This is a genomic window from Amycolatopsis sp. WAC 04197 (assembly GCF_003947475.1).
Lineage (GTDB): Bacteria > Actinomycetota > Actinomycetes > Mycobacteriales > Pseudonocardiaceae > Amycolatopsis > Amycolatopsis japonica.
Genome location: NZ_QHJK01000004.1, coordinates 498,495 through 521,433 on the forward strand (window position 1 = coordinate 498,495; position 22,939 = coordinate 521,433).

Sequence of the window (22,939 nt, forward strand, 5' to 3'; positions counted from 1 at the left end):
AGGGAACGGCGTGAAAGAGGATTCGGCGAAACAGCGCATCCTGCGAGCCGCGGAGGCGCTCTTCGCCGAATCCGGTTTCGACGCCACGCCCACTTCGCGGATCGCGGAGCGGGCGGGCGTGCCGAAAGGCCTCGTGCACTACTACTTCCGGCGCAAGTCGGATCTGCTGGCCGCGCTGGTCGCCGAACTGCCCGACGCCCGGATCGAACCGGCCGTCGTGGTGGTCCCCGGCGACCTCGCGGGCAGCCTGCGCGGCCTCGTCGTGGAACTCGACAGGCGGTTCAACCGGTCGCTGGCGCTCTCACACCTGCTGTGGCGGGAAGCCGATACGCACCGCGCGGTCCGCGACGCGCTGGCCGAACGGTTCCAGCAGCTCGTCCGGCAGGTGAAGGCGGTGATCGTCGCCGCGACCGGCGGCAAACTCGCGATCGCCGACGTCGATTCGGCCTCGGGACTGCTGGCGCGGGCGGTCAGCCACCGTCACGCGACGGCGCGGCACACCGAGGACGGGGACCCCGCCGAGATCGACCGCGAGGTCCTCTTCATCGCCTCTGCGTTGACGCGGGGTCAGTGACCGTCCTTCGCGGGCTCGACCAGTTCCACCAGCACACCGCCGGCGTCCTTGGGATGGACGAAGTTCACCCGGCTGTTGGACGTGCCGCGTTTCGCCTCGGCGTAGAGCAGCCGAAGTCCCTGCGCGCGCAGAGCTTCGGCCGCGGCGTCCACATCGGACACTCGATATGCCAGCTGCTGCAACCCGGGCCCGCTCTTCGCGAGGAACTTGCCGATCGCGGAATCCTCACGCAACGGCGCGAGGAGCTGGATCGCGGTCTCGGTCCCGGCGGTGCCCGGCGCGCGCAGCATCGCCTCGCGGACCCCCTGCTCCTCGTTGATCTCCTCGTGCGCGACCTCCAGGCCGAAATGCTCGGCGTGGAAGGCGATCGCGGCATCGAGATCGGGTACCGCGATGCCGACGTGGTCGATGGCCGTCACGAACGGTTTCAGCGCCTGGTTCATGCAGAGCAGGATAGGTGCGCGAGCGGGCGGACCGGCGTGCGCCGCCTCACACTGGCTCCATCAAGAGGCCCGCGACCCGGGTATGGTCGCGAAGACCCCCTTTGCCCTTGCGCCGATGCTTGGAGGACGCTGTGTCCGGTTCCGTGATCCTGGGTGCCGCCCGTACACCGATCGGGCGATTGCTCGGTTCCCTGAAGGATTTCTCGGGCGCACAACTCGGCGGATTCGCCATCAAGGCGGCGCTGGAGCAGGCCGGTGTCTCCCCGGACGCGGTCCAGTACACGATCATGGGCCAGGTGCTCACCGCCGGCGCGGGCCAGATCCCGGCCCGTCAGGCCGCGGTCGCCGCCGGTATCCCGATGAGCGTCCCGGCGCTGACCATCAACAAGGTCTGCCTCTCCGGTCTCGACGCCATCGCGCTGGCCGACCAGCTCATCCGCGCGGGTGAGTTCGACCTGATCGTGGCCGGTGGCCAGGAGTCGATGACCCAGTCGCCGCACCTGCTGCCGAAGTCCCGCTCCGGGTTCAAGTACGGCGACACCACCCTCGTCGACCACATGGCCTACGACGGTCTGTTCTGCGCCTTCGACCAGGTCGCGATGGGCTCTTCGACGGAGAAGTACAACAGCCGCTACGGGCTCACCCGTGAGCAGCAGGACGAGTTCTCCGCGCGTTCGCACCAGCGTGCCGCCGCCGCGATCGCCGAGGGCCGCTTCGACGCCGAGATCGCGCCCGTGTCGATCCCGCAGCGCAAGGGCGACCCGGTCGTCTTCTCCCAGGACGAGGGCGTCCGCGCCGACACCACCGCCGAAGGTCTCGCGAAGCTGCGTCCCGCCTTCGCCTCCGACGGCACCATCACCGCGGGCTCGGCTTCGCAGATCTCCGACGGCGCGGCCGCGGTCATCGTCGCGAGCAAGGCCAAGGCCGAGGAGCTGGGCCTGACCCCGCTCGCCGAGATCGGCGCGCACGGTGTGGTCGCCGGTCCGGACGCCAGCCTGCACGAGCAGCCGTCGAACGCGATCCTGGCCGCGCTGGCCAAGGAGAAGCTGACCGCGGACGCGCTCGACCTCGTCGAGATCAACGAAGCCTTCGCCGCCGTCGGCCTGGTCTCGGCCGACAAGCTCGGGCTCGACCCGGAGAAGGTGAACGTCGACGGCGGTGCCATCGCGCTCGGTCACCCGATCGGCGCGTCCGGCGCGCGGCTCGCCGTGCACCTGGTGCACGAACTCCGCCGTCGCGGTGGCGGCCTCGGCGCGGCCGCCCTCTGCGGTGGCGGCGGCCAGGGCGACGCGCTGCTCATCCGCGTTCCGTAAAGCCGTTGCCGGTACAGCTGGACATCGACGAACTGGTCGGTCGCGCGCGGGACGGCGTCCCCCGCGCGATCGCCCGGTTGCTGTCGCTGGTCGAGGATGCCCATCCGCGGTTGCCCGAGGTCGCGGCGAAGCTGACGCCGCACACCGGGAACGCGCGGGTCGTCGGCCTGACCGGGCCACCCGGTGTCGGCAAGTCGACATCGACTTCCGCGCTGCTCACGGCTTTGCGGGCGAAAGGCCTGCGCGTCGGCGTGCTGGCGATCGACCCGTCGTCGCCGTTCTCCGGCGGCGCGCTGCTCGGCGACCGGATCCGGATGACCGAACACGCCACCGATCCCGGCGTCTTCATCCGGTCGATGGCGACGCGCGGCCATCTCGGCGGGTTGTCGTGGGCGACGCCGCAGGCCGTCCGGGTACTCGACGCGGCCGGGTTCGACGTCGTGCTGATCGAGACCGTTGGCGTCGGTCAGTCCGAAGTGGACGTCGTGAAACTGGCCGACACCACCGTGGTCCTGCTCGCGCCGGGGATGGGCGACGGGATCCAGGCGGCCAAGGCCGGCGTGCTGGAGATCGCGGACGTGTTCGTGGTCAACAAGGCCGACCGCGAGGGCGCGGACGCGACCGTTCACGACCTCAAGCAGATGATCTCCTTGGTACGCCGGGAGATCCGCGGTCCGAGCTGGCGTCAGCCGATCGTGCGAACGGTGGCGTCGCGCGGCGAAGGCGTCGAGGACGTCGTCCGCGCGCTCGACGAACACCACGATTGGCTCGTCCGGCGCGACGAACTGCCCCGCCGTCGTGCGGCGCGGGCCCGGGACGAGGTCGAGGCGATCGCCGTGCAGCGGCTGCGCGCGGAAATCGTCGACCTGCGTTCCGGGGACCGGCTCACCGAAGTGGCCGAACGCGTGGTCGCGCGGAAACTCGACCCGTTCGCGGCGGCCGAAGAACTCATCGGAGACCTTCGCGGCTCGTGAGGGTTCAGAATTCGACGTACATCTTGATGTCGCCGAAGTCGCTGTCGAGATTGTCCAGATGGGCGATCGCGTCCTCTTTCCAGACTTCGAGCTGATTGGTCTCGCCGTACGTGAGCTCTTCGCCGTCGGCCACCTTGTGGGCGTACTTCGTGATCGTGACGGTCTGCCCACGGCAGAACTCGACCCGCTCCAGGAACCGGTCCGCCATGTCGGGATCGAAGACGCGGCCCATCCGGACGTAGCCGTTGTTGATGTGCTCCTCGCAGTAGAAGTGCGCCGCGGCCGAGGCGATCCACTCGGTCAGCGTCGGTTCGCGGGGCGGCCACTTCTCCCGGACGTGCGATTTGATCTCCCTGGCGAGGCGGATGACGCGGCGCCGTTCGAGGTCGCTCAGCCCGTCCTCCTTGCGGAAGTCGAGGATCATGTCGTCGACGACCTTGGCCAGCCTGAGCATGCGCGGTTTGTCGAGTTCAGCCGGTTTCTCCGGCGGCAGCCCCGCCATGACCCGCTCGTGCACGAGGACGTACTGCGTGTACGCGTACAGGAAGGTCAGGGCGTTCAGCTGCCATTGGTGTCGTTCGGCGATCTCCACGGCTTCGACCCTAATCGCGGACCTACTTCCGGACCTGTGTGAGCGCCGGGGATTCACCCTATGCTCTCTTCTTCGTCCACGGCTGGGAGGCAGGAACCGTGCAGAGGATCGCGAAGGTCTTTGTGGCAGTGCTGGGAGCCGGGCTGATGCTCGCGGCCGGCACCGGAACGGCGTCGGCGGAAGGCGCGCCGCCGAAGGTCACGAAGGGGCCGTGCCAGTACACGCAGACGCCGGAAGACCCGGCCGTGCGCCCGGTCCCGTTGCCGCCGGACCCCCGTCGTACGCCGGACCGGGGCAAGGTCCCGGTGCAGCTGAAGACGAACCAGGGCATCATCGATCTGACCCTCGATCGGGCGAAGGCGCCGTGCACGGTGCAGAGCTTCCTACACCTGGCGAAGCACCGGTTCTACGACCGCACGACGTGTCACCGGCTGACCGCGTACCCGACGTTGAAGGTGCTGCAGTGCGGTGACCCGAGCGGCACCGGCGAGGGCGGCCCCGGCTACAAGTACAAGGACGAACTGCCCGTCGGCCTGCCGCCCGCGCCGACGGACCCGACCGGCGCGCGCAAGGTGTATTCGCGCGGTGTCCTCGCGATGGCCAACGCGGGCCCGGCGACGAACGGAAGCCAGTTCTTCGTGGTGTACGGCGACTCCGCGCTGCGGCCGAACTACACGATCTTCGGCACCGTCGGGCATGAAGGCCTCGAAACCCTCGACGACGTCGCCGCCGGCGGCATCCAGCCGACGCCGGAGAACCCCGCCCCGGTCGACGGCGCCCCGGTGCTGAAGACCGACATCCTCCGCGCCCGCGCCTGGTTCTGCTAGGTGACCCCACGCATTTAGTCCTCTGGATGCGGTGGTTCGCGCTACCAACTACCGCATCCAGAGGACGAAATGCGGGAGTCAGGTGACCTCGAAGATGGCCTCGCGCAAGGCCTGGGTAGCGCCGCCGAAAGCGTGCTTCGCGGCGGCGCCGTACCCGATGATGAGCCCCTCGCGCTGCGGCTCGCCGATCCAGTAGCCGCTGAGGCCTTCGAGCCCGATCGCGCGACGGCGGCAGGCGGCCAGCACCTCCATCTCCCCCGGGACCTCGCCGGGGAACTGGAGCACCAGATGCAGCCCGGCGGAGATCCCTTGCGGCAGAACGGAATCCGGCAGTGCCGCGAGCAGCTTGTCCCGCCGGGAGCGGTACTCGATCCGGCAGCGGCGGATGTGCTGGTCGTACGCGCCCGATTCGATCAGTTCGGCCATCGCCAGCTGGTCCACCAGCGCGGGCCGGGCCCCGCTCTCGGCCATCGCCGCGCGCACCGGTTCGACCAGGAACCGTGGCAGCACCATCCATCCCAGCCGTAGCGACGGCGCGAGCGTCTTGCTCGTCGTGCCCACGTACACGACCCGTTCCGGCGCCAGCGCCTGCAACGCGCCGACCTGCTGGTGGTCGAACCGGAACTCGCCGTCGTAGTCGTCCTCGATGACGACGGCACCGGTTTGCTCCGCCCAGCGGGTGAGTTCCGCTCGTCGCTGAGGGCCGAGTGTGACACCCAGTGGGTACTGGTGCGCCGGGGTGACCACCACCGCCGGACTGTCCAATGAGGACACGGTGATCCCGTGGTCGTCGACGGGGACGCCGACCACGCGGGGACCGTTGGCGGCGGCGATGTTCCGGTAGATGTGCAGCGATGGGTTCTCGAACGCGATCTCGTCCGCGCCGCGCGCGTGCAGGACCCGCGCCAGGATCGCGATCGCGTGCGAGAACCCGCAACACACCAGGATCCGCGCCGGGTCGGCGATCACGCCGCGGCTGCGGGCGAGATACGCGGCGAGCGTCTCCCGCAGTTCCGCCGCGCCGGATTCGGCCGTGTAGTCGAACGCCGTCATCGGCGCCTTGTGCAGTGCCCGCCGGGTCGCCGCGAGCCAGGCCGACCGCGGGAACGCGGACAGGTTCGGCCTGCCGGGCCGCAGATCCCAGCGTGGTGCCGGGTCGCGGGGGACGGGCCTAGGCGCCGACGCGGGCAGCGCGCCCGCCGTCGCGACGCGGGTCGGCGCGCCCTGTGCCGTCCGCAGGTAGCCCTCGGCGGCGAGATCGGCGTAGACGCGGGTGACCGTTCCCCTGGCGACGCCGAGGTCCTGCGCCAACGCCCTGGTCGAGGGCACCGCGGCGCCCGCCTGCCAGCGTCCTTCCCGGATGGCCGCACGGATCGCCGTCGCGAGCCCGGTCCGGCCGCTTTCGGGGCGCCAGTCCAGGTGGACGTCTATTCCCGAACTGGACCATGATTCCGCCATGACACTGGACCATACTCGTGGGCCAGTCGACGCTAGATTCGCAGTCATGACCGAGCGAATCCACGTGGGCAAACGAGTGCCCGAGATCTACCAGGCCATGGCGAAGCTCCAGGCCGAAGTCGAGAAGGCCGCCGCCAACGCCGGTGTCGACCAGAAGATCCTCGAACTGGTGAAGATGCGGTCGTCGCAGATCAACCACTGCGCGTTCTGCCTCGACATGCACTCCCACGACGCGTTGCAGATGGGCGAGTCGCCGCGGCGGCTGTTCGTGCTGCAGGGCTGGCGGGAGACCGAACTGTTCACCGAGCAGGAGCGTGCCGCGCTCGCGCTCACCGAGGCGATCACGAACGTCGCGACCCTGCACGACGTCCCGGACGACGTCTACGAAGAGGCCACGCGCGTCTTCACCGAGGAGCAGTACCGCGCCATCGTCTGGGAGGCGATCGCGATCAACAGCTGGAACCGGATGTGCGTGACCAGCCACGCGCCGCTGCCCGAGCGCGCCGAATGACCGCGGCTCGACTGCGGGAGCTGCACGTCGCGGGCGAGCCGCTCCTTCTGCCGAACGCGTGGGACGCGGACAGCGCACGTCTCGTGGAGGCCGCCGGGTTCCCGGTCGTGGCGACGAGTTCCTTCGCCGTGGCCAAGGTCCTCGGATACGAGGACGGGGAGGACGCGCCCGCCGACGAGATGTTCGCGGCGGCCGCGAGGATCGCGCGGGCGGTCTCGGTGCCGGTGACCGTCGACGCGGAAGGCGGGTACGGGCTCGAAGCGGGAGAACTCGCGGCGAGGCTGACCGAGGTGGGCGCCGTCGGCTGCAACTACGAGGACACCGACCATCCCTCGGGCGGTGTCCTCCCGTTGGAGGCGCAGGCGGAACGGGTCGCGAAGTTGCGGGAGGCCGCCGGGGACGCGCTGGTGATCAACGCCCGCGTCGACGTCTTCCTCGGCGCGTCCGACGAGCGGGCCGTCCTGGACGACGCGATCCTGCGGGCCAAGGCGTATCTCGATGCTGGGGCGGACTGCGTCTACCCGATCATGGTGAAGTCGCCGGAAGTGCTAGGCGAGTTCGTGAAGGCGGTGGCACCGGGGGCGGTCAACGCCGCTCCGACGCCTTCGGGCCCCGATCTCTCCGCGCTCGCCGCACTGGGGGTGGCGCGGATCTCGCTGGGCACCGGGCTGTGGAAATCGGCGAGGGCCGATCTCCGCGCGAAGCTGGCCGAACTGACGGCGGGGAAACTGCCGTATTAAGGGGAATGGGAACCGGGGCGGTGCGGCCGGGGGCGTTGGATGCCGGCCGCACCGCCCCGGCGACTAGTGGGCGACGGCCTTTTCGGCGCCCGCTCCGGTCAGGGACCGGACCTCCATCTCCGCGTACTTCTTCTGGTTGTGCTCCTTGGACAGCACGGTCCCGAGCCAGCCGAGGAAGAACGCCACGGGGATCGAGACGATGCCCGGGTTGTCCAGCGGGAACCAGTGGAAGTCGACGCCCTGGATCATCGAGGCGCTCTTCCCGGTCTTGGCATCGACTGGCTTTCCCGACACCGCGGGCGAGAACACGATCAGCACGATGCAGACCGCGAGACCGCCGTAGATGCTCCACAGCGCGCCCTGGGTGTTGAACCGCTTCCAGAACAGCGAGTAGAGGATTGTCGGCAGGTTCGCCGACGCCGCCACCGCGAACGCGAGCGCCACCAGGAACGCGATGTTCTGCCCGTTGGCGAGGATGCCGCCGAGGATCGCGACCGCGCCGATCACCAGCGCGGTGATCCGGGCGACCTTCACCTCCGAAGCCGGGGTCGCCTTGCCCTTCTTGATCACGTTGGCGTAGACGTCGTGCGCGAACGACGCCGACGCGGTGATCGTCAGCCCCGCGACCACGGCGAGGATCGTCGCGAACGCGATCGCCGCGATCAGGCCGAGCAGGATCGGTCCGCCGAGTTCCAGCGCCAGCAACGGGGCGGCCGAGTTCACGCCGCCGGGAGCGGCCTTGATCTTGTCCGCGCCGACCAGCGCGCCGGCGCCGTAGCCGAGCACCAGGGTGAACAGGTAGAAGACGCCGATCAGGCCGATCGCCCACACCACGGAACGACGGGCTTCCTTCGCCGTCGGCACCGTGTAGAAGCGCATCAGGACGTGCGGCAGACCCGCGGTACCGAGGACCAGCGCGATGCCCAACGACAGGAAGTCGAGTTTCGTCGTGCCGGTCTTGCCGTACTGGTTGCCCGGCCCGAGCAGCGCCTCACCGGCCTTGCCCGCCTTGTCCACCGCGCCCTGCAGCAGCGAGGAGAGGTTGAAGCCGTACATGCCCAGCACCCACAGCGTCATCGCCAGCGCGCCGACGATGAGCAGCGCCGCCTTGATGATCTGGACCCAGGTGGTGCCCTTCATCCCGCCGATGAGCACGTAGGCGATCATGATGATGCCGACGATCACGATGATCGCGGCCTGCCCGGCCTTGCTCTCGATCCCGAGCAGCAGCGCGACGAGGCCACCGGCGCCCGCCATCTGCGCGAGCAGGTAGAAGAACGACACGGCCAGGGTGGACGTCGCCGCCGCGGCCCGCACCGGGCGCTGCTTCATCCGGAACGCCAGCACGTCGCCCATGGTGAATTTGCCGGTGTTGCGCAGCAGTTCCGCGACCAGCAGCAACGCCACGAGCCACGCCACCAGGAAGCCGATGGAGTACAGGAAGCCGTCGTAGCCGTAGACGGCGATCGCGCCCGCGATCCCGAGGAACGACGCGGCGGACAGGTAGTCGCCCGCGATGGCGACGCCGTTCTGCGGGCCGGTGAACGCGCGGCCGGCGGCGTAGTAGTCCGACGCGGTCTTCGTGTTGCGGCTCGCCCGGAACACGACGAACAGCGTGACCACCACGAACAGGCCGAAGATGGTGATGTTGAGTACGGGGCTGCTGCCCTCGACTCCGGCGGCGAGGGTCATTTGGCCTCACTCTCGATGTCCGTGCGGATCTTCTCCGCGATGGGGTCGAGTTTCTTGTTCGCGTAGCGGACGTAGAGCCCCGTGATCACGAACGTCGAAACGAACTGCAGCAGACCGAAGACCAGGCCGACGGTGATGTTGCCGACCAGCTTCGTACTCATGAAGCCGTGCGCGTAGTCGGCGAGCAGCACGTAGAGCAGGTACCAGAGGAGGAACAGCGCCGAGACGGGGAAGACGAACCGGCGCAACCGAGCCCGCAGTTCCTTGAACTCCGCGCTGTCATGGGCTTTGTCCCAGTCCGTTTCCGGCGGACTGGGAGCGTTCGTTTCGGTACTCATCGTGCTCTCCTCGCACCGCGAATGTGTTCCGCGACACGTTAAGGAGAGGTCAAGGAGACCGGAACCTTCAGCGGTTCAAACGTCTGCCGAGACGACGAACGGTCGACGAACGGTGGTCGGACCACGACGAAGGGGTCTCGGCCGTGCGATCGTCCAGATGCAGCCGCAGCATGGCGGCCGTGGACCAGGCGGGAGGCCTGCCCCGCCAGGAAACCACGATCATTACGCCGAATGCCAGCGGAACCGACCAAGGCGCGGGCTGCGACACCAGGATCGCGGGCAGACCGCTCAGGCTGGGGACGAACAGGGCCACGAGGATCGAGCCCGAAGACGCGACGAGCCCGGCGAGGACACCGCTGATCGCGCCCGCGGCGGTGAGCCGGTTCCACCAGATGCCGAGCACCAGCAACGGGCAGAACGTCGACGCGGCCACGGTGAAACCCCAGGTGACGAGGACGCCCGCGTCCAATCTGGCCGACGGCAACGCGAGCAGGACCATCACCGCCGCCGCCCCGAGCACCGACCAGCGCAGTCTCCGCAGGCCGCCGGGCGCGAGGTCGTGCGCGACCGCGCCGGAGATCACCAGCAGCAGCCCGAGCGACGTCGCCAGGAACGCGGCGAACGCGCCCGCGGTCAGCAGCCCGGTGAACAGCGATCCCGCCCAGCCGTCGTCGATCTGCGCCGGCAACGCGACGACGACCGTGTCCGTCGCTCCGGAGACGTACAGCTCGGGCACCAGCACCCGGCCGAAGACGCCGTAAACCCCTGGGAACAGGTAGAAGACGCCGAGCAGGGCGACGGTGATCGCCGCGGTCCGGCGGGCGGCGCGGCCGTCCGGGCTGGTGTGGAAGCGCATCAGGACATGGGGCAGACCCATCGTGCCGAGCATGGTGGCGATCAGGATCGCCCACGTGCCGAGCAGCGGATAGCCCTGGTCGCCGAGGTCGAGCAGCGGCCGTTGCCAGTCCGGCCCGCCCAGCGGGGCACCGCCCCGGACGGCGGGAACCGGGGTCCCCTCGGCGAATTCCAGGGTCTCGCCGCTCCTGGCCACCAGCTCACCCGGCGGCACGACATGCTTTTCCGGCGTGAGCAGGGTGGTCGGCTCGCGCAGGGTCAGCGTCACGTCGATCTCGAAGGACAGCCGGGTGTCGCGGGCGAAGTGGCTGAATTCCACCGGATGCACCGAAGCCGACCGCTGCTCCGGGGACACCTGGGAGACCAGCCAGATCGCGGGAACGATGAACAGCAGCAGTTTCAGCACGAACTGGAAGGCCTGGACGTAGGTCGCCGCGCGCATCCCGCCGAGCGCCAACGTCGCGCTGACGGCGGTGCCCGCGATGACGACGCCGACCCAGTACGGCGTCCCGCCGACCGCGGTCAGCACCAGCCCCGCGGTGCGGAATTGCGGTACCAGGTAAAGGGTTCCGATCACGAGGACGACCACGGCGGCGAGGCGGCGCAGGGCGGGGGAGGCGAGCCGCGCTTCGGCGAAGTCCGGCACGGTGAGCGCGCCGGAGCGCCGCATCGGCGCCGCGACGAGCACCAGCATCGCGATGTACCCGGCGGTGAACCCGACCGGATACCAGAGCGCGCCGATACCGTCCTTCACCACCAGCCCCGCGACGCCGAGGAACGACGCCGCCGACAGGTATTCGCCGGAGACCGCGGCGGAGTTGACCAAGGGCGAGATCCGGCGCGAGGCGACGAGGAAATCCGACGTCGTGCGCATGGCCGCGACCCCGCGCAACCCGATCAGCAGGGTGACCAGCACGACCGGGGCCACCGAGAGCGCCGCGACCACTACTCGTCCTCGATCTTTTCCGCCCGGCGCAGCTGCCACCACGACAGCAGGGCCATGGCCGGGTACGGGAGGATCGCGATCATCAGCCAGGACAGCGGGATACCCAGCAGCCGCACCGAATCCAGCCCGGGGAAGATCCCGAACACCAGCGGGAGCCCGAAGACCAGCCCGAACATCCCGGCCAGCGCGGGGAGTCCGCGACGGCGCTGGGCGCGGTACAGCAGGTCCGCGCGTTCGGCGTCGCTCGCCGCCAGCCGGGGGACGCGCCAGCGGCCGCGTGCCCGGGGCCGCGACCGCGCGAGCCGGGTCTGCGGGCTGGTGACGGCGACCCGTTTGACGCGGCTCACGGGCGGCCTCCCCGGCCCAGTTCACCGCGTTGCGCGGCGGCGAGCAGCCGGTCCCGCAGGTCGCGCGCGTGGCGGCGGCTCACCGGGACGTCACCCGCCTCCGTATGCGCCAGCAGCCCGCCGGTGGTGTCGCTGCGCAGTTCGAGCACCGCGTCCACGGCCAGCAGGAAACCCCGGTGGACACGGGTGAATCCCGTTCCCTCCCAATACTCTTCGAGCCGGGAGATCGGCATCCGCGTGACGTGGACGCCGGATTTCGTGTGCAGCCGGACGTAATCGCCGTGCGCCTCGACGAACTGGACGTCGTCGCGCCGGACGTACCGGGTGCGCCCGCCGGATTCCACCGGCAGTGCCGCCATCGCGTCCGGCGCGGGTTTCGGCTCGTCGGCCTGGTTTCCCGCCATCCGGACCACTTTGGACAGTGCGGCGGACAGCCGTTCCGCGCGGACCGGTTTGAGCAGGTAGTCGACCGCGCCGATACCGTACGCGGCCACGGCGTGCCCGTCGTGCGCGGTGACGAACACGATCACCGGCGGTTCGTTGAGCCGCGCCAGCAGGGAGGCGAGTTCGAGCCCGTCGAGGCCCGGCATGGAGATGTCGAGGAAAACGGCGTCGAAATGACTGCCCTGCAACAGTTTGAGTGCGTTGACCGCGTCACCGGCGGCGACCACTTCGGCGACTTCCGGAGCCTCGCGCAGCAGGCTGCACAGCTCGTCGAGGGCGGGCGGGACGTCGTCGACCGCCAGCACCCGCAACCCGTTCGTCACGGCAGCACCCCCGGCTGGAATCGGGGCACCCGCACCACGACCCTGGTGCCCGCGCCGGTCTCGGTCTCCACCGTCAGGCCGTACCAGGGGCCGTAGACGCTGCGCAGCCTTCTGTCCACATTGGCCAGTCCGACGCCGCCGTCGTCGCCACGTCCGGCCAGGATCGCCGCCGCGCGTGCGGGGTCCATGCCGACACCGTCGTCCTCGACGCTGATCACGCAGTCGTTCCCTTCCGCCATTCCCTGAACCTGGATGAACCCCGCCTCGGCGCGTGGCTCGATCCCGTGCCGGATCGCGTTCTCCACCAGCGGTTCCAGCACGAGGTACGGCACCGCGACGGCCAGTACCTCCGGCGCGACGCGCACCTGCACGCGAAGTCGTTCGCCGAGCACGGCGCGCTGCAACGCCAGGTACGTCTCGATGGCGCGGAACTCCTCGGCGACCATCGTGTACTCGCCGTGCCGCGCGAGGCTGTAGCGCGTGTACTCGGCGAAATCGAGCATCAGATCGCGGGCGCGGTCCGGATCGGAGCGCACCAGCGAGGAGATCACGGTGAGCGCGTTGTAGACGAAATGCGGCGAGATCTCGGCCCGCAGTGCCCGCAGTTCCGCCTCCGCGGCCTGCTCGGCGGAGGCCTCCAGCCTGCCGCGTTCGAGCGCGTGGACGACGAGTTCGACGGCCTGGCGGGCGACGGCGTTCGTGGTTTCGGTGACCAGGAGGACGCCGGCCAGTTCGTCGTGGACGTGCAGGGGCATCGCCAGCAGTCCGGGTTCGGACACCGGTGTCTCGGAGTGGAGGACCTCGTCGAGCGCCGCGACCACGACGTCGTCTGCGGCCGGTCGGCCCGACCAGATCAGCGAGCCGGAGAGGTCGGTCAGCCCGAGGCCGGGGACGTCGAACAGCCGTCGGAGGCCGTGCGCCGCATGGCGGGCGCGGGGTCCGGCGAGGCCGTCCATGAGGTCGTCGGAAACGCGCTGGGCGGCGGCGAGCACCGGCACCGGATCCGCGCTCGCGGCCGGACGCCAGGGCAGACGGGTGGTCATCCGGCCTCCTCCACGACGTCGGGGCCTAGATCCTAACGTCGGTGCGTGGTTTCGCCGGTTACGCTCCGGGCATGGTCCCCGGTGATGCGGTGATGGTGCGCCTGGACGTCGTGATGCGGCGGGTCGCGATGGTCGGTTTCGTGGTGTTCGGCGTCGGCGGCGTGGTGGCCGTCGTGCTGGCGTTGTTCTCCGGCTCGGTTTCCGGGGTGGTGTTCAGCCTGCTCAGCGTGGCTTTCGCGGGGCTGATCCTGCTCGCTCTCCGGAAGTCGGCGAGCTCGTTGGTGATCTCCGCTGTGGGGTTCTCGGTCCCGGGCGTTTTCGAGGTCCGGTGGACCGAGGTGACGCGGCTGCGGGTGTACCGGGAGAAGCGGCGGGTGGGGCGGTGGATGCACTGGTGGCACTACCGGCTCGAGTGGACCGGGTCGGGGCCCGAAGTGTTGCTTGAGGACGGCGAGTACTTGTACGCGCTGGGGCACCTGGGTGGGGGCGCTCGGCTGTACGCGGCTCTCACGCGCTTCGCGCCCGCTGGGGTGGTCGAGTTCGCCGAGTGAGTGCGCCCCGGATGTCATGAAAGGGCCGTTCAGGACGAAATGTGTCCTGAACGGCCCTTTCATGACATGCGGCCTCTCGGCCACGTGAGATGAAGGGGCCTTTCATCGCAAATTTCGCTATGAAAGGCCCCTTCATCTCACGCGAGGGAAGCTGGTCGAGCCGCGGGAGTGAGCCGGGTCCCGAACGCTATGAACGGTCCTTTCCTTGCAAAATTTGCAAGGAAAGGACCTTTCATAGCAGCACCAAAGCGCGTCAGCAGCTCTGCTTGTAGAAGTACTGGGCGTTCGCGTCCATGTTCGCCTTGGTGATCGAGTGCAGCGAAGCGGTCAGGTTCCGCGTCACCGGCTTGCCCTCCAGCGCCGCGATGGCCTGCTGCACGCCCTGCTGCCCGATGGCGGCCGGGTCCTGCGCGATGAGGCCCTGGTACTCGCCCTTCTTCAGACCCTCGATCTCCGAAGGGGAGGCGTCGAAACCGATCAGGTTGACCGCGCCGACCTTGCCCGCGTTCCGCAGACCGGTCGCGGCGCCCTCACCGGTGTTGAGGTTGGTCGCGAAGATGCCGATCAGATCCGGGGTGGACGCCAGCGCCGCGGTCACCTTGGACGCGGCCTGGTCGGGCTCGTTCTGGGTGAACTGCACCCCCGCCGACTTCAGGTTCGGGTAGTTCTTCAGCTCGTCCTCGAAACCCTTCGCGCGGGTGTTCGTGGTCGAGGTGCCGGCGATGGTGTCGAGCACCAGCACCGAACCGGTCTTGCCCGCGGCCAGTTCCGCCATCGTCTTCGCGGCGAGCTTGCCGCCCTCGGCGTTGTCCGACGAAATGGACGACTCCGCGACGCTGGTGTCCTTCAGCGCGGTGTCGACCTCGATGATCTTCGAGCCGCGGTTCTTGACCTGCTGGATCGGCGCGAGCATCGCCTGCGCGTCGGTCGGCGCGATGAGCAGCGCGGCGGGCGGGTTGGAGCCCAGCGCGTTGACGAGCTGGGTCTGCATGGCCGCGTCGAACTTCTGCGGGGCCTGCGTGGTGAGCTCGTAACCCGCCTTCTTGGCCTCGGCCTCGGCGCCGCACTGCATCGAGATGTAGAACGGCTCGGCCTGCACGCCCGGGATGAGCGACAGCTTCTTGTTGTTGGTCTTGGCGCCGGAGTCGCCCGACGGCGCCTGGCCGACAGTGCCTCCGCCGCACGCGGTGAGCAGGAGGGCCGCGGAAACGGCGGCACCGGCGGCGAGCAGGGTCTTCTTCATGGGGAATGCACCTCTTTGTGCGTAGGGATCAGCGAGAGTTGCGGCGACGACGGCGCCGCTGGTCGAACCAGACCGCGGCGATCAGCACCGCGCCGACCGCGATCATCTGCCAGAAGTCCTGGACCTGCGTGATGTTGAAGCCCTTCTTCAGCACGGCCGGGATGAACACGCCGATCACCGTGCCCAGCACCGAACCGACACCGCCGAAGAGGCTCGTCCCGCCCATCACCGTCGCGGCGATGGCGTTGAGGTTGTCGGTGGTGTGCGCCGAAATCGTCGTCGACGCGTAGTACGCCAGCGAGAGGAAACCGGCGACACCGGCGAGGAAACCGGTGAGCGTGTACACCTTCAGCAGATGCGCGGTCACCCCGATGCCCGCCCGCCGCGCGCCCTCGGCGTTCGAGCCGACGGCGTAGGTGTAGCGGCCGAATTTGGTGGTGTGCAACAACCAGGCGCCGATCAGCGTGATCACCACGGCCACCAGCACCAGGTTCGGCACGCCGCCGAACGACGTCCCGTAGCCGAGCGTCTTGTTGAGCTCGGTCGGCACGCTGCGCACGTCGGACCCGTTGTTCAGCAGGTACGCGGCGCCGAGCGCGGCACCCATCGTGCCGAGCGTGACGATCAGCGGCGGGATGTTCGCCACCGCGATGAGGAAACCGTTGATCAGGCCCCAGATCGTGCCCGCGACGACGGCGGCCACGAGCCCGGCGGTGATGACTCCCCAACCGGCCTTGGTCGCGTCGCCGTCCGGGCTCAGCGCCTCCATCGTCTTGCCGGCCACCATGCCCGCGAAGATCAGCACCGAACCGACCGAGAGGTCGATCCCGGAGGTGATGATCACGAACGTCATGCCGACCGAGAGCACCAGCAGCACCGAGGTCTCGATGAGCAGGGTCTGGAAGGTGAACAGCGTCGCGAACTCAGCGGGCGCGATCGCGGTGAACACGATGATCAGCGCCAGCAGCACCAGCGCGATCCAGAACGTGTTGGCCCCGATGAGCCGTTGTCCGATCGACCGTTTGCCGAAGCCACCGTCCACAGAGGTCTGGATCTCGGGGCCGTTCTTCGTCGGAGTGGACACGGTCACGCCGCCTCCTCTTGTACGAGGGCGCCCGTCATCGCGGCGACCAGGTCTTCCAGTTTCGTGCCGTCGCCGGTGAACCGGGCGACGCGTTTGCCGAGCCGCAGCACCTCGATCCGGTCGGCCACCGACAGCACCTCGGGCATGTTGTGGCTGATCAGCACGACGGCGATGCCCTTGTCCCGCACCTTCTTGATCACGTCGAGCACGCGTTCGCGCTGCACGACGCCGAGCGCGGCCGTCGGTTCGTCCATGAACACGACCTTCGACGCCCAGACGACCGAGCGCGCGACGGCGACACTTTGCCGCTGCCCGCCCGAAAGCGAGCCGATGGGGACGTCGGTGCTCTGCAGGGTCACGCCGAGCCGCTGGAACTCCTCCACGGCCTGGCGTTTCATCTCCTTCTTGTCCAGCATCCCGAGTTTGCCGAGGATCCCCTTGCGGTGGATCTCCCTGCCGAGGAACAGGTTCGCGGCCGGGTCGAGTTCCGGTGCGACCGCGAGGTCCTGGTACACGGTCTCGATGCCCATCCGCCGTGCCGTGGTGGGGGAGTCGAGCACCACCGCGGAGCCGTCGAGCAGGATGCTGCCCGACGTCGGCTGCTCCGCGCCGGACAGGCATTTGACCAAAGTGGACTTCCCGGCGCCGTTGTCACCGATCAGCGCGGTGACCTCACCGGCGCGGGCCTGGAAGGACGCGCCGCGCAGTGCTTCCACCGAGCCGTAGCGTTTGACCAGGTTCTGTGCGTCGAGCAGGAGTTCGCTCACGATCGCTCCCTCTTCTCGGGTGCGGGCGGCCGGCAGCGGATGACCGTGAGCTCACCCTCCACAGTGGATTGACCGGCGTCGTGCGGTACCACGTAGGTCTCGCCCTTGCGCAGCGCGTACTCGCCGCCGTGTTCGGTGCGGAGCGTGCCCGAACCGTCCATGACCACCAGTACCGCGAACGACGGGTCGAGTGACAACGTTGTCGAGGTACCGGAAACGGCGGGGCGGAGCTGATCGGCACGGAAGAACGCGTCACTGCCGTCGGCGAGTAAGTCCACAGTGGCCGCTTCGGCACCGGCGGTGCGCTTGACGATCGAGCCGAGTCGTTCTTCGTCCCAGCCCGAGGTGTCCAGGGTTTCGATGGCGGTCTCGAAGCCGATCCCGAGATGCGCCTTCTCCGGGTTCGCCAGGAAGTCCCGCCATTCGAGGGTCAGCGAGAAGTCGGTCGGCTGCTGGAGTTCGACGACGAACACGCCTTCGCCGATCGCGTGCGGCAGGCCCGCCGGGATGTAGACCGTGTCGCCGGGGGTGACCGCGACACTGTTCAGCGCCTCGAGCATGGCGGGAGCGTCCTGGGTGCGGGCCCATTCGTTCACCGTCGCTTTGTCGACGGTCTCCTTGAAGCCCGGGTAGACGCGCGGGTCGTCGCCGTAGGTGCCGACCACGATCCACGCCTCGGTCTTGCCGAAGTGCGAGTCGAAATGCCGCTTCGCGAACGAGTCCGTCGGGTGGAAGTGCACGGGCAGGCGCTGGCCCGCGTCGAGCAGCTTCACCAGCAGACCGGTCGAATCGCCGAGCGCCTCGACGTGCTTGGCGCCGAGCCAGGCGGCCGGGTTCTCGCGGACGGCGTCGCGCAGCCAGACCCCGCTGGGCAGCTTGGTCAGGCCGTTGGTCTCCTGGCCGAACATCGTGGTGGCCGAGCCGACCCAGTCTTCGGGCCCGAATTTGGACTCCGACGGGGCGCCCCGCAACGCGGCGATGGCGTCGCCGCCGCGGTAGAACTGCGGCGGCTGGTTCGCCGGCAGGCGGATCGGTTCGAGGTGGCCGCTCATGAAGGCGCGACCTCCCCGGAACCGCGGGCTACGAGATGCACGGGCAGAACTACCTTTCTCGGTGCGGATTGATCTCCCTGTACCCGGGCGAACAGCAGTTCCGCGGCCGCCCGGCCCAGCGCGCTCACGTCGTGCGCGATCACGGAGACCGGCGGATCCAGCAGATCCGCCAGTTCGAAGTCGTCGAAGCTGATCATCGCGGGCCGCCGCTCGGCGTGGGCCAGCGCGCGCAGCAGGTGCACGGCGACCCGGTTGTTGCCCGCGACCACGGCGGTGGCCGGATTCGCGCCGGTGAGCAGCCGTTTCACGGCGTCGCCGACGCTCTCGGCGGTCGGCGTCCGCATCACGACGAGGCTGTCGTCGAAGGGGATGCCGTTGCGCAGACAGCCTTCGCGGAACCCGCGCAGGCGTTCGCCCGCGGTGAAGATGTCGGGGCTGTCGGCGAGGAACGCGATCCGGCGATGGCCGTGTTTCGCCAGGTGGGCGACCGCTTCGACGGTGCCGCCGATGTTGTCGACCAGCACCGTGTCGGCCATGATGTCGCCGGCGGGCCGGTCGAGGAACACCACTGGTGTGCCGGCGCGCATCTCGGGGACCAGGTAGCCGTGCTGCATCCCGGCGGGGACGACGAGGATGCCGTCCACCCGGCGGGAGCAGAACTCCAGGACGAGTTCGCGTTCGCGGTCGGAGTTCTCCTCCGACGACCCGGTCAGCACCTGGCGGCCGAACGAGGTCGCGATGCGTTCCACGGCCCGGTTCAGCTCGGAGTAGAAGGGGTTGCCGACGTCTTCGACGATCAGGCCGATCGTCCCGGTCGTCGAGCCGCGCCGCAGGTTCCGCGCGCCGAGGTTGCGCCGGAACCCGAGCTGCTCGATCGCCGCCATGACGCGCTCCGCGGTGTCCGGATGGACGGCGGGCTCGTCGTTCACCACCCGCGAGACGGTCTTGATGCTCACGCCCGCGAGCCGGGCCACGTCACTCATCGTGGCCCGTCGGCCGGTTGTGCGGTGGCCGTTGTCCGGTCCGCTGGAAGACAACGTTGTCATAGTGGCCGGAATTGAACGCCAGCGACGCCGCCGTGTCAATGCCCGGTTCGTCCTGGGTCCGCTTTCCGAGTTCGAACCGTTACGGCCGTCCGGGTCGCTGTCCTGAATCGGACAGGGTTTGGCGGACCTCTTGACCAGGTGGTCCGTTCTTGTCGAAGGTGAGCAGGCAGCGACAACGTTGTCAGGAGGCGGCCTTTCCCATGCCTGCACGTACCTCGACCCGCGTCGCCGGGTTGCTCACCGCGCTGGTCGTTCCCGCCGGGCTTCTCACGCCCGTCGCGGCGGCGGCGCCCGGTGGCGACCCCGTGGACGCGGTCAACACCTTCATCGGCACCAAGGACGACGGCAACACCTTCCCCGGCGCTTCGGCCCCGTTCGGGATGACGCAGGTCAGTCCCATTTCCTCGCATTACGCCGGCTACCGCTACGACGACACCGCGATCCGCGGCTTCGGGCATTTCTTCCTGTCCGGCGCGGGGTGCTGGGAGCAGGGCGGGCTCGTGTCGACCCTGCCCACCACCGGCGCGGTCGGGCCCGGTGCGGCGTTCGACACCGCGAAACCCGAGACGTTCGACCACAAGAAGTACGCCTCGCCGTACACGCACGAGGGCGAGGTCGGGAAACCCGGTTACTACAAGGTGCGGCTCACCGGTTACGGCGGCGTCGACGCGGAGACCACCGCGACCACGCGGACCGGTGTCGAGCGGTACACCTTCGCGAAATCGGGCGACGCGAACGTTTTCGTCAACGTCGGGCAGGCCAACGACAAGGAACCCGTGACGGCGAGCCAGATCCGCGTCGTCGGCGACCGGACGGTCGAGGGAATGGTGGAGTCGCAGGCTTTCTGCGGCGGGAAGCCGTACAAGACCTGGTTCACCACGACGTTCGACAAGCCGTTCAAATCCTTCGGCACCTGGTCGCCGACGGGCGGCACGCCGGGTTCGAAGGAGTCCGCCGGTGGTGAAGGGCTGCGCGGCGCGTGGCTGACCTTCGGCGGCGGGCAGGTCACCGCGACGACGGCGATCTCCCATGTGGACGCTTCCGGCGCCAAGCTCAATCTGGCCTCGGAGAAGGCTCGTTCGTTCGACGCGGTCCGCGACGGTGCCCAGCGCGCCTGGCGCAAGGAACTGTCCTCAGTGGCCATCAAGGGCGGTACGAAGGACGACCGCACGGTGTTCTACACCTCGCTGTACCACGCGCTCCTGCAACCGTTGACCGGCAACGACGCCGACGGCCGTTACCGCGGGTTCGACGACAAGGTCCACCGCGCACTGGGCTGGACGTATTACGAGTTCTTCTCGCTGTGGGACACCTATCGCACACAGAACCAGCTGCTCGCGCTCCTGCGGCCGTCGCGGGCGAAGGACGTCGCGAAGTCGGTGCTCGCCATCCACGACCAGGGTGGCTGGCTGCCGCGCTGGGCGTACGCGAACCAGGAGACGAACACGATGACCGGCGATCCGGTCACCCCGTTCCTGGTCGACCTGTGGCGTTTCGGTGCGCTGTCCGGGCAGGAGCTCCAGGCGTACCAGGCACTTCTGCAGAACTCGCGGGAGGTCCCGCCCGCGTCCTCGCCATTCCAGGGTCGCTCCGGCAACGCGAGCTACCAGAAGGACGGATTCGTCCAGTACGACAAGGACTTCCCGAAGAAGGGGCAGGACACCGACCCGAACCACGGCGCTTCGGCCACGCTGGAATACGCGCTCGCGGACTGCTCACTGTCCATCATGGCCGCCGGCCTCGGCAAGAAGGACGATGCGAAGGCCTTGGCGGACAAGGGGCGCAGTTATCGCACGCTCTGGGATTCTTCGGTGACCGACCGCGGCTTCACCGGTTTCTACCGGCCCAAGCTCGAAGGCGGCCAGTGGTTCAGCCCGGCGGACAAGCCGTACACCCCACAGAGCCCGGACGGGTTCCACGAGGGCACGTCGTGGCAGTACCAGTGGCTGACGCAGCAGGACGTGCCCGGCCTCGTCGAGCGGATGGGCGGCAAGGAGAACGTCGGCAAGCGGCTCGACGACTTCTTCGCCTACGGGGATCTGGTCAAGGATCCGGCGAAGACCGTGCGCGAGGAATGGGTCGTCGGCCCGTACAACTACTACAACCAGTTCCGCTACAACCCGAACAACGAGCCGGATCTGCACTCGCCGTGGATGTACACGCTGACCGGGCAGCCGTGGAAGACCTCGGCCGTCGTCCGCGCGGCGCACACGTTGTTCACCAACGCGCCCAACGGGGTCACCGGCAACGACGACCTCGGGACCATGTCCGCGTGGTACGTCTTCAGCGCGCTGGGACTCTATCCGGCGGTGCCGGGCACCGGGCAGTTCCTGCTGAACGCGCCCCGGTTCGAGAAGTCGGTGGTGCACTTGGAGAACGGCCGCGACATCACGATCAAGGCCGACGGCGCCGACGGCTCGAAGCTCCAGTACGTCCAGGGACTGGGATCCGGTTCGCAGCGGGCGTATGTCGGGTTGGAACAGTTGACGCGCGGGACCACTGTGGACTTCAAGCTCACCGGCGATGTGGCCAAGGCCACCTGGGCGACCGGCCCGGAAGGCGCGCCGAAATCGCCCTGCGCGGGGTGATCCGAGTGGTTTAGACCGGTTCGCACCGGGGGTCGTGAGCAGCATCACGACCCCCGGTGTTCCGGTGAGGGCCGTCACGCCTCACACTGGTATTACCACGTCCGACAGTGCTGTTGACGTTCTTGGCGAGTCCGCCTTGGACAGTGCTCGTCGGACGTAGTCATGTGTGCACACATAGTGGTGAGACCCCACAGGAGGAGAAAGTGTCCAGCAAGGCCGCTCTAGTATTCCGCGTGGCCGCGGTAGCCGAAGCCCTCTCCTGGGCCGGGCTGCTGGTCGGGATGTTCCTCAAGTACGCCGTCAAGCTCGGCGAGGGCGGCGTCCCCGTCCTCGGCATGGTGCACGGCGTCGTGTTCGTCCTCTACGTGCTGGTCTCCCTGTCCGTGGCGAAGCCGCTCGGCTGGCGCCCGAAGACCCTGATCCTCGCGCTGCTGTCCAGCATCCCGCCGCTGTTCACCTGGCTGTTCGAGTCCTGGGCGCTGCGCAACGGCAAGCTCGACGGCCCGCAGCGGCTGTCGCACGGTGGTGTCGGCCTGTTCGCGGCCAAGTCCGCGGAACCCGCCGCCGTCTGATTCTTTAGCGCGTGAAGGCCCCCTTCCCTCGGCTCAGTCGAGGGAAGGGGGCCTTCACGCGCTATTCGGTGAAGTCGCCGGTGGCCTTGCGGACCTTCGTGAGCAGGTCGGTCAGCTGCTCGGTCTGCTTGCCCGTGAGCCCGGTCAGCCCGAAGTCGATCTCGGTGACCGCCTTCGTGGCCTCTTCGCGGCGTGCGCGGCCTTCGTCGGTGATCTCGACCAGCGTGGTCCGGCGGTCCGTCGGATGCGGCACGCGTTTGACCAAGCCGTCCTTCTCCAGCCGGTCGACGATGTTGGTGACGCTCGTCGGGTGCAGCTGCAGCCGCTCGCCCATCACGCGCATCGGCAGATGGGACGCGCGGGCGAAGGTCAGCAGGACCAGTGCCTCGTACCGGGCGAAGGTCAGCCCGTGCGGTTTGAGCGCGCCGTCCACCGCGGACTGGATGATCTGTTGCACGCGCATGATCCCGGTTACCGCGGCCATGGTTTCGGACGGCCCGATCCGGGCCTCCCACAGCTGCGCCGCGCGGGCGATCGGGTCGAACGGCAACGGACGGCTCATGGCGCTCGAAGTTACCAGCGGGTACCCGTGCCATGCCGCACCACCGGGTGTTAT

Annotated in this window: 24 protein-coding genes; 9 read left to right on the forward strand and 15 right to left on the reverse strand. The window is 68.9% G+C overall.

What is annotated here, in order from left to right; translation table 11 throughout:
- The first annotated feature begins 10 nt into the window (after window positions 1-10).
- Complete coding sequence (locus DMC64_RS19230) at window positions 11-574, forward strand: TetR/AcrR family transcriptional regulator (RefSeq protein ID WP_037341723.1); 564 nt, start codon at window positions 11-13, stop codon at window positions 572-574.
- On the opposite strand, the gene mce is transcribed toward DMC64_RS19230, so the two are convergent.
- Window positions 568-1,017, reverse strand: coding sequence for a methylmalonyl-CoA epimerase (gene mce / locus DMC64_RS19235; protein ID WP_016336653.1), 450 nt, complete (start codon window positions 1,015-1,017; stop codon window positions 568-570). The two genes, DMC64_RS19230 and mce, sit on opposite strands and share 7 nt — an antisense overlap.
- 131 nt (window positions 1,018-1,148) lie before the next feature.
- On the opposite strand from mce, the gene DMC64_RS19240 reads away from it, so the two are divergent.
- Window positions 1,149-2,330 (forward strand): acetyl-CoA C-acetyltransferase, encoded by a 1,182-nt coding sequence (locus DMC64_RS19240; RefSeq protein WP_037341726.1) that lies wholly within the window; start codon window positions 1,149-1,151, stop codon window positions 2,328-2,330.
- 5 nt (window positions 2,331-2,335) lie between these two features.
- The gene (meaB, locus tag DMC64_RS19245; protein ID WP_125734631.1) at window positions 2,336-3,304 is read left to right on the forward strand and encodes a methylmalonyl Co-A mutase-associated GTPase MeaB; all 969 of its coding nucleotides are present in this window, start codon (window positions 2,336-2,338) and stop codon (window positions 3,302-3,304) included.
- A gap of 4 nt (window positions 3,305-3,308) precedes the next feature.
- On the opposite strand, the gene DMC64_RS19250 is transcribed toward meaB, so the two are convergent.
- Window positions 3,309-3,896, reverse strand: coding sequence for a hypothetical protein (locus tag DMC64_RS19250; RefSeq protein ID WP_016336650.1), 588 nt, complete (start codon window positions 3,894-3,896; stop codon window positions 3,309-3,311).
- Between the two features lie 146 nt (window positions 3,897-4,042).
- Here DMC64_RS19250 and DMC64_RS19255 point away from each other — a divergent pair, with 146 nt between their 5' ends.
- Entirely contained in the window at window positions 4,043-4,723 is a 681-nt protein-coding gene (locus tag DMC64_RS19255) for a peptidylprolyl isomerase (protein ID WP_125734840.1), read from the forward strand.
- Between the two features lie 78 nt (window positions 4,724-4,801).
- On the opposite strand, the gene DMC64_RS19260 is transcribed toward DMC64_RS19255, so the two are convergent.
- Window positions 4,802-6,181 carry a PLP-dependent aminotransferase family protein gene (locus DMC64_RS19260; RefSeq protein ID WP_199755019.1) on the reverse strand — a complete coding sequence of 460 codons (1,380 nt, stop codon included), beginning with the start codon at window positions 6,179-6,181 and terminating at the stop codon, window positions 4,802-4,804.
- A 46-nt stretch (window positions 6,182-6,227) separates the two neighbouring features.
- Between DMC64_RS19260 and DMC64_RS19265 the strand changes: the two genes are divergently transcribed.
- Together DMC64_RS19265 and DMC64_RS19270 are read left to right on the forward strand one after the other, a co-directional pair.
- The gene (locus DMC64_RS19265) at window positions 6,228-6,692 is read left to right on the forward strand and encodes a carboxymuconolactone decarboxylase family protein (protein WP_016336647.1); all 465 of its coding nucleotides are present in this window, start codon (window positions 6,228-6,230) and stop codon (window positions 6,690-6,692) included.
- The gene (locus DMC64_RS19270; RefSeq protein ID WP_125734632.1) at window positions 6,689-7,432 is read left to right on the forward strand and encodes an isocitrate lyase/phosphoenolpyruvate mutase family protein; all 744 of its coding nucleotides are present in this window, start codon (window positions 6,689-6,691) and stop codon (window positions 7,430-7,432) included. Before DMC64_RS19265 ends, DMC64_RS19270 begins: the two co-directional genes overlap by 4 nt.
- 63 nt (window positions 7,433-7,495) lie before the next feature.
- Here DMC64_RS19270 and DMC64_RS19275 read toward each other — a convergent pair whose 3' ends face one another.
- From DMC64_RS19275 to DMC64_RS19300, 6 genes are all read right to left on the reverse strand, one after another.
- Entirely contained in the window at window positions 7,496-9,124 is a 1,629-nt protein-coding gene (locus DMC64_RS19275; protein ID WP_125734633.1) for a cation acetate symporter, read from the reverse strand.
- On the reverse strand, window positions 9,121-9,462 hold the full coding sequence (locus tag DMC64_RS19280) for a DUF485 domain-containing protein (RefSeq protein WP_037341746.1): 342 nt from the start codon (window positions 9,460-9,462) through the stop codon (window positions 9,121-9,123). The genes DMC64_RS19275 and DMC64_RS19280 overlap by 4 nt, the downstream gene beginning before the upstream one ends.
- A 67-nt stretch (window positions 9,463-9,529) precedes the next feature.
- On the reverse strand, window positions 9,530-11,263 hold the full coding sequence (locus DMC64_RS19285; RefSeq protein ID WP_038509229.1) for a cation acetate symporter: 1,734 nt from the start codon (window positions 11,261-11,263) through the stop codon (window positions 9,530-9,532).
- Window positions 11,263-11,610, reverse strand: a complete 348-nt coding sequence (locus tag DMC64_RS19290) for a hypothetical protein (RefSeq protein ID WP_073848169.1) — start codon at window positions 11,608-11,610, stop codon at window positions 11,263-11,265. Before DMC64_RS19290 ends, DMC64_RS19285 begins: the two co-directional genes overlap by 1 nt.
- Window positions 11,607-12,377, reverse strand: a complete 771-nt coding sequence (locus tag DMC64_RS19295; RefSeq protein WP_037341755.1) for a LytTR family DNA-binding domain-containing protein — start codon at window positions 12,375-12,377, stop codon at window positions 11,607-11,609. Before DMC64_RS19295 ends, DMC64_RS19290 begins: the two co-directional genes overlap by 4 nt.
- Window positions 12,374-13,420: a sensor histidine kinase gene (locus DMC64_RS19300; RefSeq protein ID WP_199755020.1), complete on the reverse strand. Its 1,047-nt coding sequence runs from the start codon at window positions 13,418-13,420 to the stop codon at window positions 12,374-12,376. The genes DMC64_RS19295 and DMC64_RS19300 overlap by 4 nt, the downstream gene beginning before the upstream one ends.
- A 71-nt stretch (window positions 13,421-13,491) precedes the next feature.
- Between DMC64_RS19300 and DMC64_RS19305 the strand changes: the two genes are divergently transcribed.
- Window positions 13,492-13,971 (forward strand): hypothetical protein, encoded by a 480-nt coding sequence (locus DMC64_RS19305; protein ID WP_233629713.1) that lies wholly within the window; start codon window positions 13,492-13,494, stop codon window positions 13,969-13,971.
- A 253-nt stretch (window positions 13,972-14,224) separates the two neighbouring features.
- On the opposite strand, the gene DMC64_RS19310 is transcribed toward DMC64_RS19305, so the two are convergent.
- The 5 genes from DMC64_RS19310 to DMC64_RS19330 are packed head-to-tail and all read right to left on the reverse strand — an operon-like array spanning window position 14,225 to window position 19,100.
- The gene (locus DMC64_RS19310; protein ID WP_125734635.1) at window positions 14,225-15,214 is read right to left on the reverse strand and encodes an ABC transporter substrate-binding protein; all 990 of its coding nucleotides are present in this window, start codon (window positions 15,212-15,214) and stop codon (window positions 14,225-14,227) included.
- 28 nt (window positions 15,215-15,242) lie between these two features.
- Complete coding sequence (locus DMC64_RS19315; RefSeq protein ID WP_073848166.1) at window positions 15,243-16,304, reverse strand: ABC transporter permease; 1,062 nt, start codon at window positions 16,302-16,304, stop codon at window positions 15,243-15,245.
- Complete coding sequence (locus tag DMC64_RS19320; protein ID WP_038509236.1) at window positions 16,301-17,065, reverse strand: ATP-binding cassette domain-containing protein; 765 nt, start codon at window positions 17,063-17,065, stop codon at window positions 16,301-16,303. Before DMC64_RS19320 ends, DMC64_RS19315 begins: the two co-directional genes overlap by 4 nt.
- Window positions 17,062-18,117: a class I mannose-6-phosphate isomerase gene (locus DMC64_RS19325; protein ID WP_125734636.1), complete on the reverse strand. Its 1,056-nt coding sequence runs from the start codon at window positions 18,115-18,117 to the stop codon at window positions 17,062-17,064. The genes DMC64_RS19320 and DMC64_RS19325 overlap by 4 nt, the downstream gene beginning before the upstream one ends.
- Window positions 18,114-19,100, reverse strand: a complete 987-nt coding sequence (locus DMC64_RS19330; protein WP_037341767.1) for a LacI family DNA-binding transcriptional regulator — start codon at window positions 19,098-19,100, stop codon at window positions 18,114-18,116. The genes DMC64_RS19325 and DMC64_RS19330 overlap by 4 nt, the downstream gene beginning before the upstream one ends.
- 263 nt (window positions 19,101-19,363) lie before the next feature.
- Between DMC64_RS19330 and DMC64_RS19335 the strand changes: the two genes are divergently transcribed.
- Window positions 19,364-21,751, forward strand: coding sequence for a GH92 family glycosyl hydrolase (locus tag DMC64_RS19335; RefSeq protein ID WP_199755021.1), 2,388 nt, complete (start codon window positions 19,364-19,366; stop codon window positions 21,749-21,751).
- Between the two features lie 203 nt (window positions 21,752-21,954).
- Entirely contained in the window at window positions 21,955-22,323 is a 369-nt protein-coding gene (locus tag DMC64_RS19340; protein WP_037341771.1) for a DUF3817 domain-containing protein, read from the forward strand.
- 61 nt (window positions 22,324-22,384) lie between these two features.
- Here DMC64_RS19340 and DMC64_RS19345 read toward each other — a convergent pair whose 3' ends face one another.
- The gene (locus DMC64_RS19345) at window positions 22,385-22,885 is read right to left on the reverse strand and encodes a MarR family winged helix-turn-helix transcriptional regulator (RefSeq protein WP_037341773.1); all 501 of its coding nucleotides are present in this window, start codon (window positions 22,883-22,885) and stop codon (window positions 22,385-22,387) included.
- Window positions 22,886-22,939: the final 54 nt, after the last annotated feature.

Coding starts and splice junctions, on each gene's coding strand:
- mce (WP_016336653.1), bottom strand. CDS start 1,017: ATGAACCAGGCGCTGAAACCGTTCGTGACGGCCATCGACCACGTCGGC.
- DMC64_RS19255 (WP_125734840.1), top strand. CDS start 4,043: ATGCTCGCGGCCGGCACCGGAACGGCGTCGGCGGAAGGCGCGCCGCCG.
- DMC64_RS19260 (WP_199755019.1), bottom strand. CDS start 6,181: ATGGCGGAATCATGGTCCAGTTCGGGAATAGACGTCCACCTGGACTGG.
- DMC64_RS19265 (WP_016336647.1), top strand. CDS start 6,228: ATGACCGAGCGAATCCACGTGGGCAAACGAGTGCCCGAGATCTACCAG.
- DMC64_RS19270 (WP_125734632.1), top strand. CDS start 6,689: ATGACCGCGGCTCGACTGCGGGAGCTGCACGTCGCGGGCGAGCCGCTC.
- DMC64_RS19275 (WP_125734633.1), bottom strand. CDS start 9,124: ATGACCCTCGCCGCCGGAGTCGAGGGCAGCAGCCCCGTACTCAACATC.
- DMC64_RS19280 (WP_037341746.1), bottom strand. CDS start 9,462: ATGAGTACCGAAACGAACGCTCCCAGTCCGCCGGAAACGGACTGGGAC.
- DMC64_RS19300 (WP_199755020.1), bottom strand. CDS start 13,420: ATGACCACCCGTCTGCCCTGGCGTCCGGCCGCGAGCGCGGATCCGGTG.
- DMC64_RS19305 (WP_233629713.1), top strand. CDS start 13,492: ATGGTCCCCGGTGATGCGGTGATGGTGCGCCTGGACGTCGTGATGCGG.
- DMC64_RS19310 (WP_125734635.1), bottom strand. CDS start 15,214: ATGAAGAAGACCCTGCTCGCCGCCGGTGCCGCCGTTTCCGCGGCCCTC.
- DMC64_RS19325 (WP_125734636.1), bottom strand. CDS start 18,117: ATGAGCGGCCACCTCGAACCGATCCGCCTGCCGGCGAACCAGCCGCCG.
- DMC64_RS19330 (WP_037341767.1), bottom strand. CDS start 19,100: ATGAGTGACGTGGCCCGGCTCGCGGGCGTGAGCATCAAGACCGTCTCG.
- DMC64_RS19335 (WP_199755021.1), top strand. CDS start 19,364: ATGCCTGCACGTACCTCGACCCGCGTCGCCGGGTTGCTCACCGCGCTG.
- DMC64_RS19345 (WP_037341773.1), bottom strand. CDS start 22,885: ATGAGCCGTCCGTTGCCGTTCGACCCGATCGCCCGCGCGGCGCAGCTG.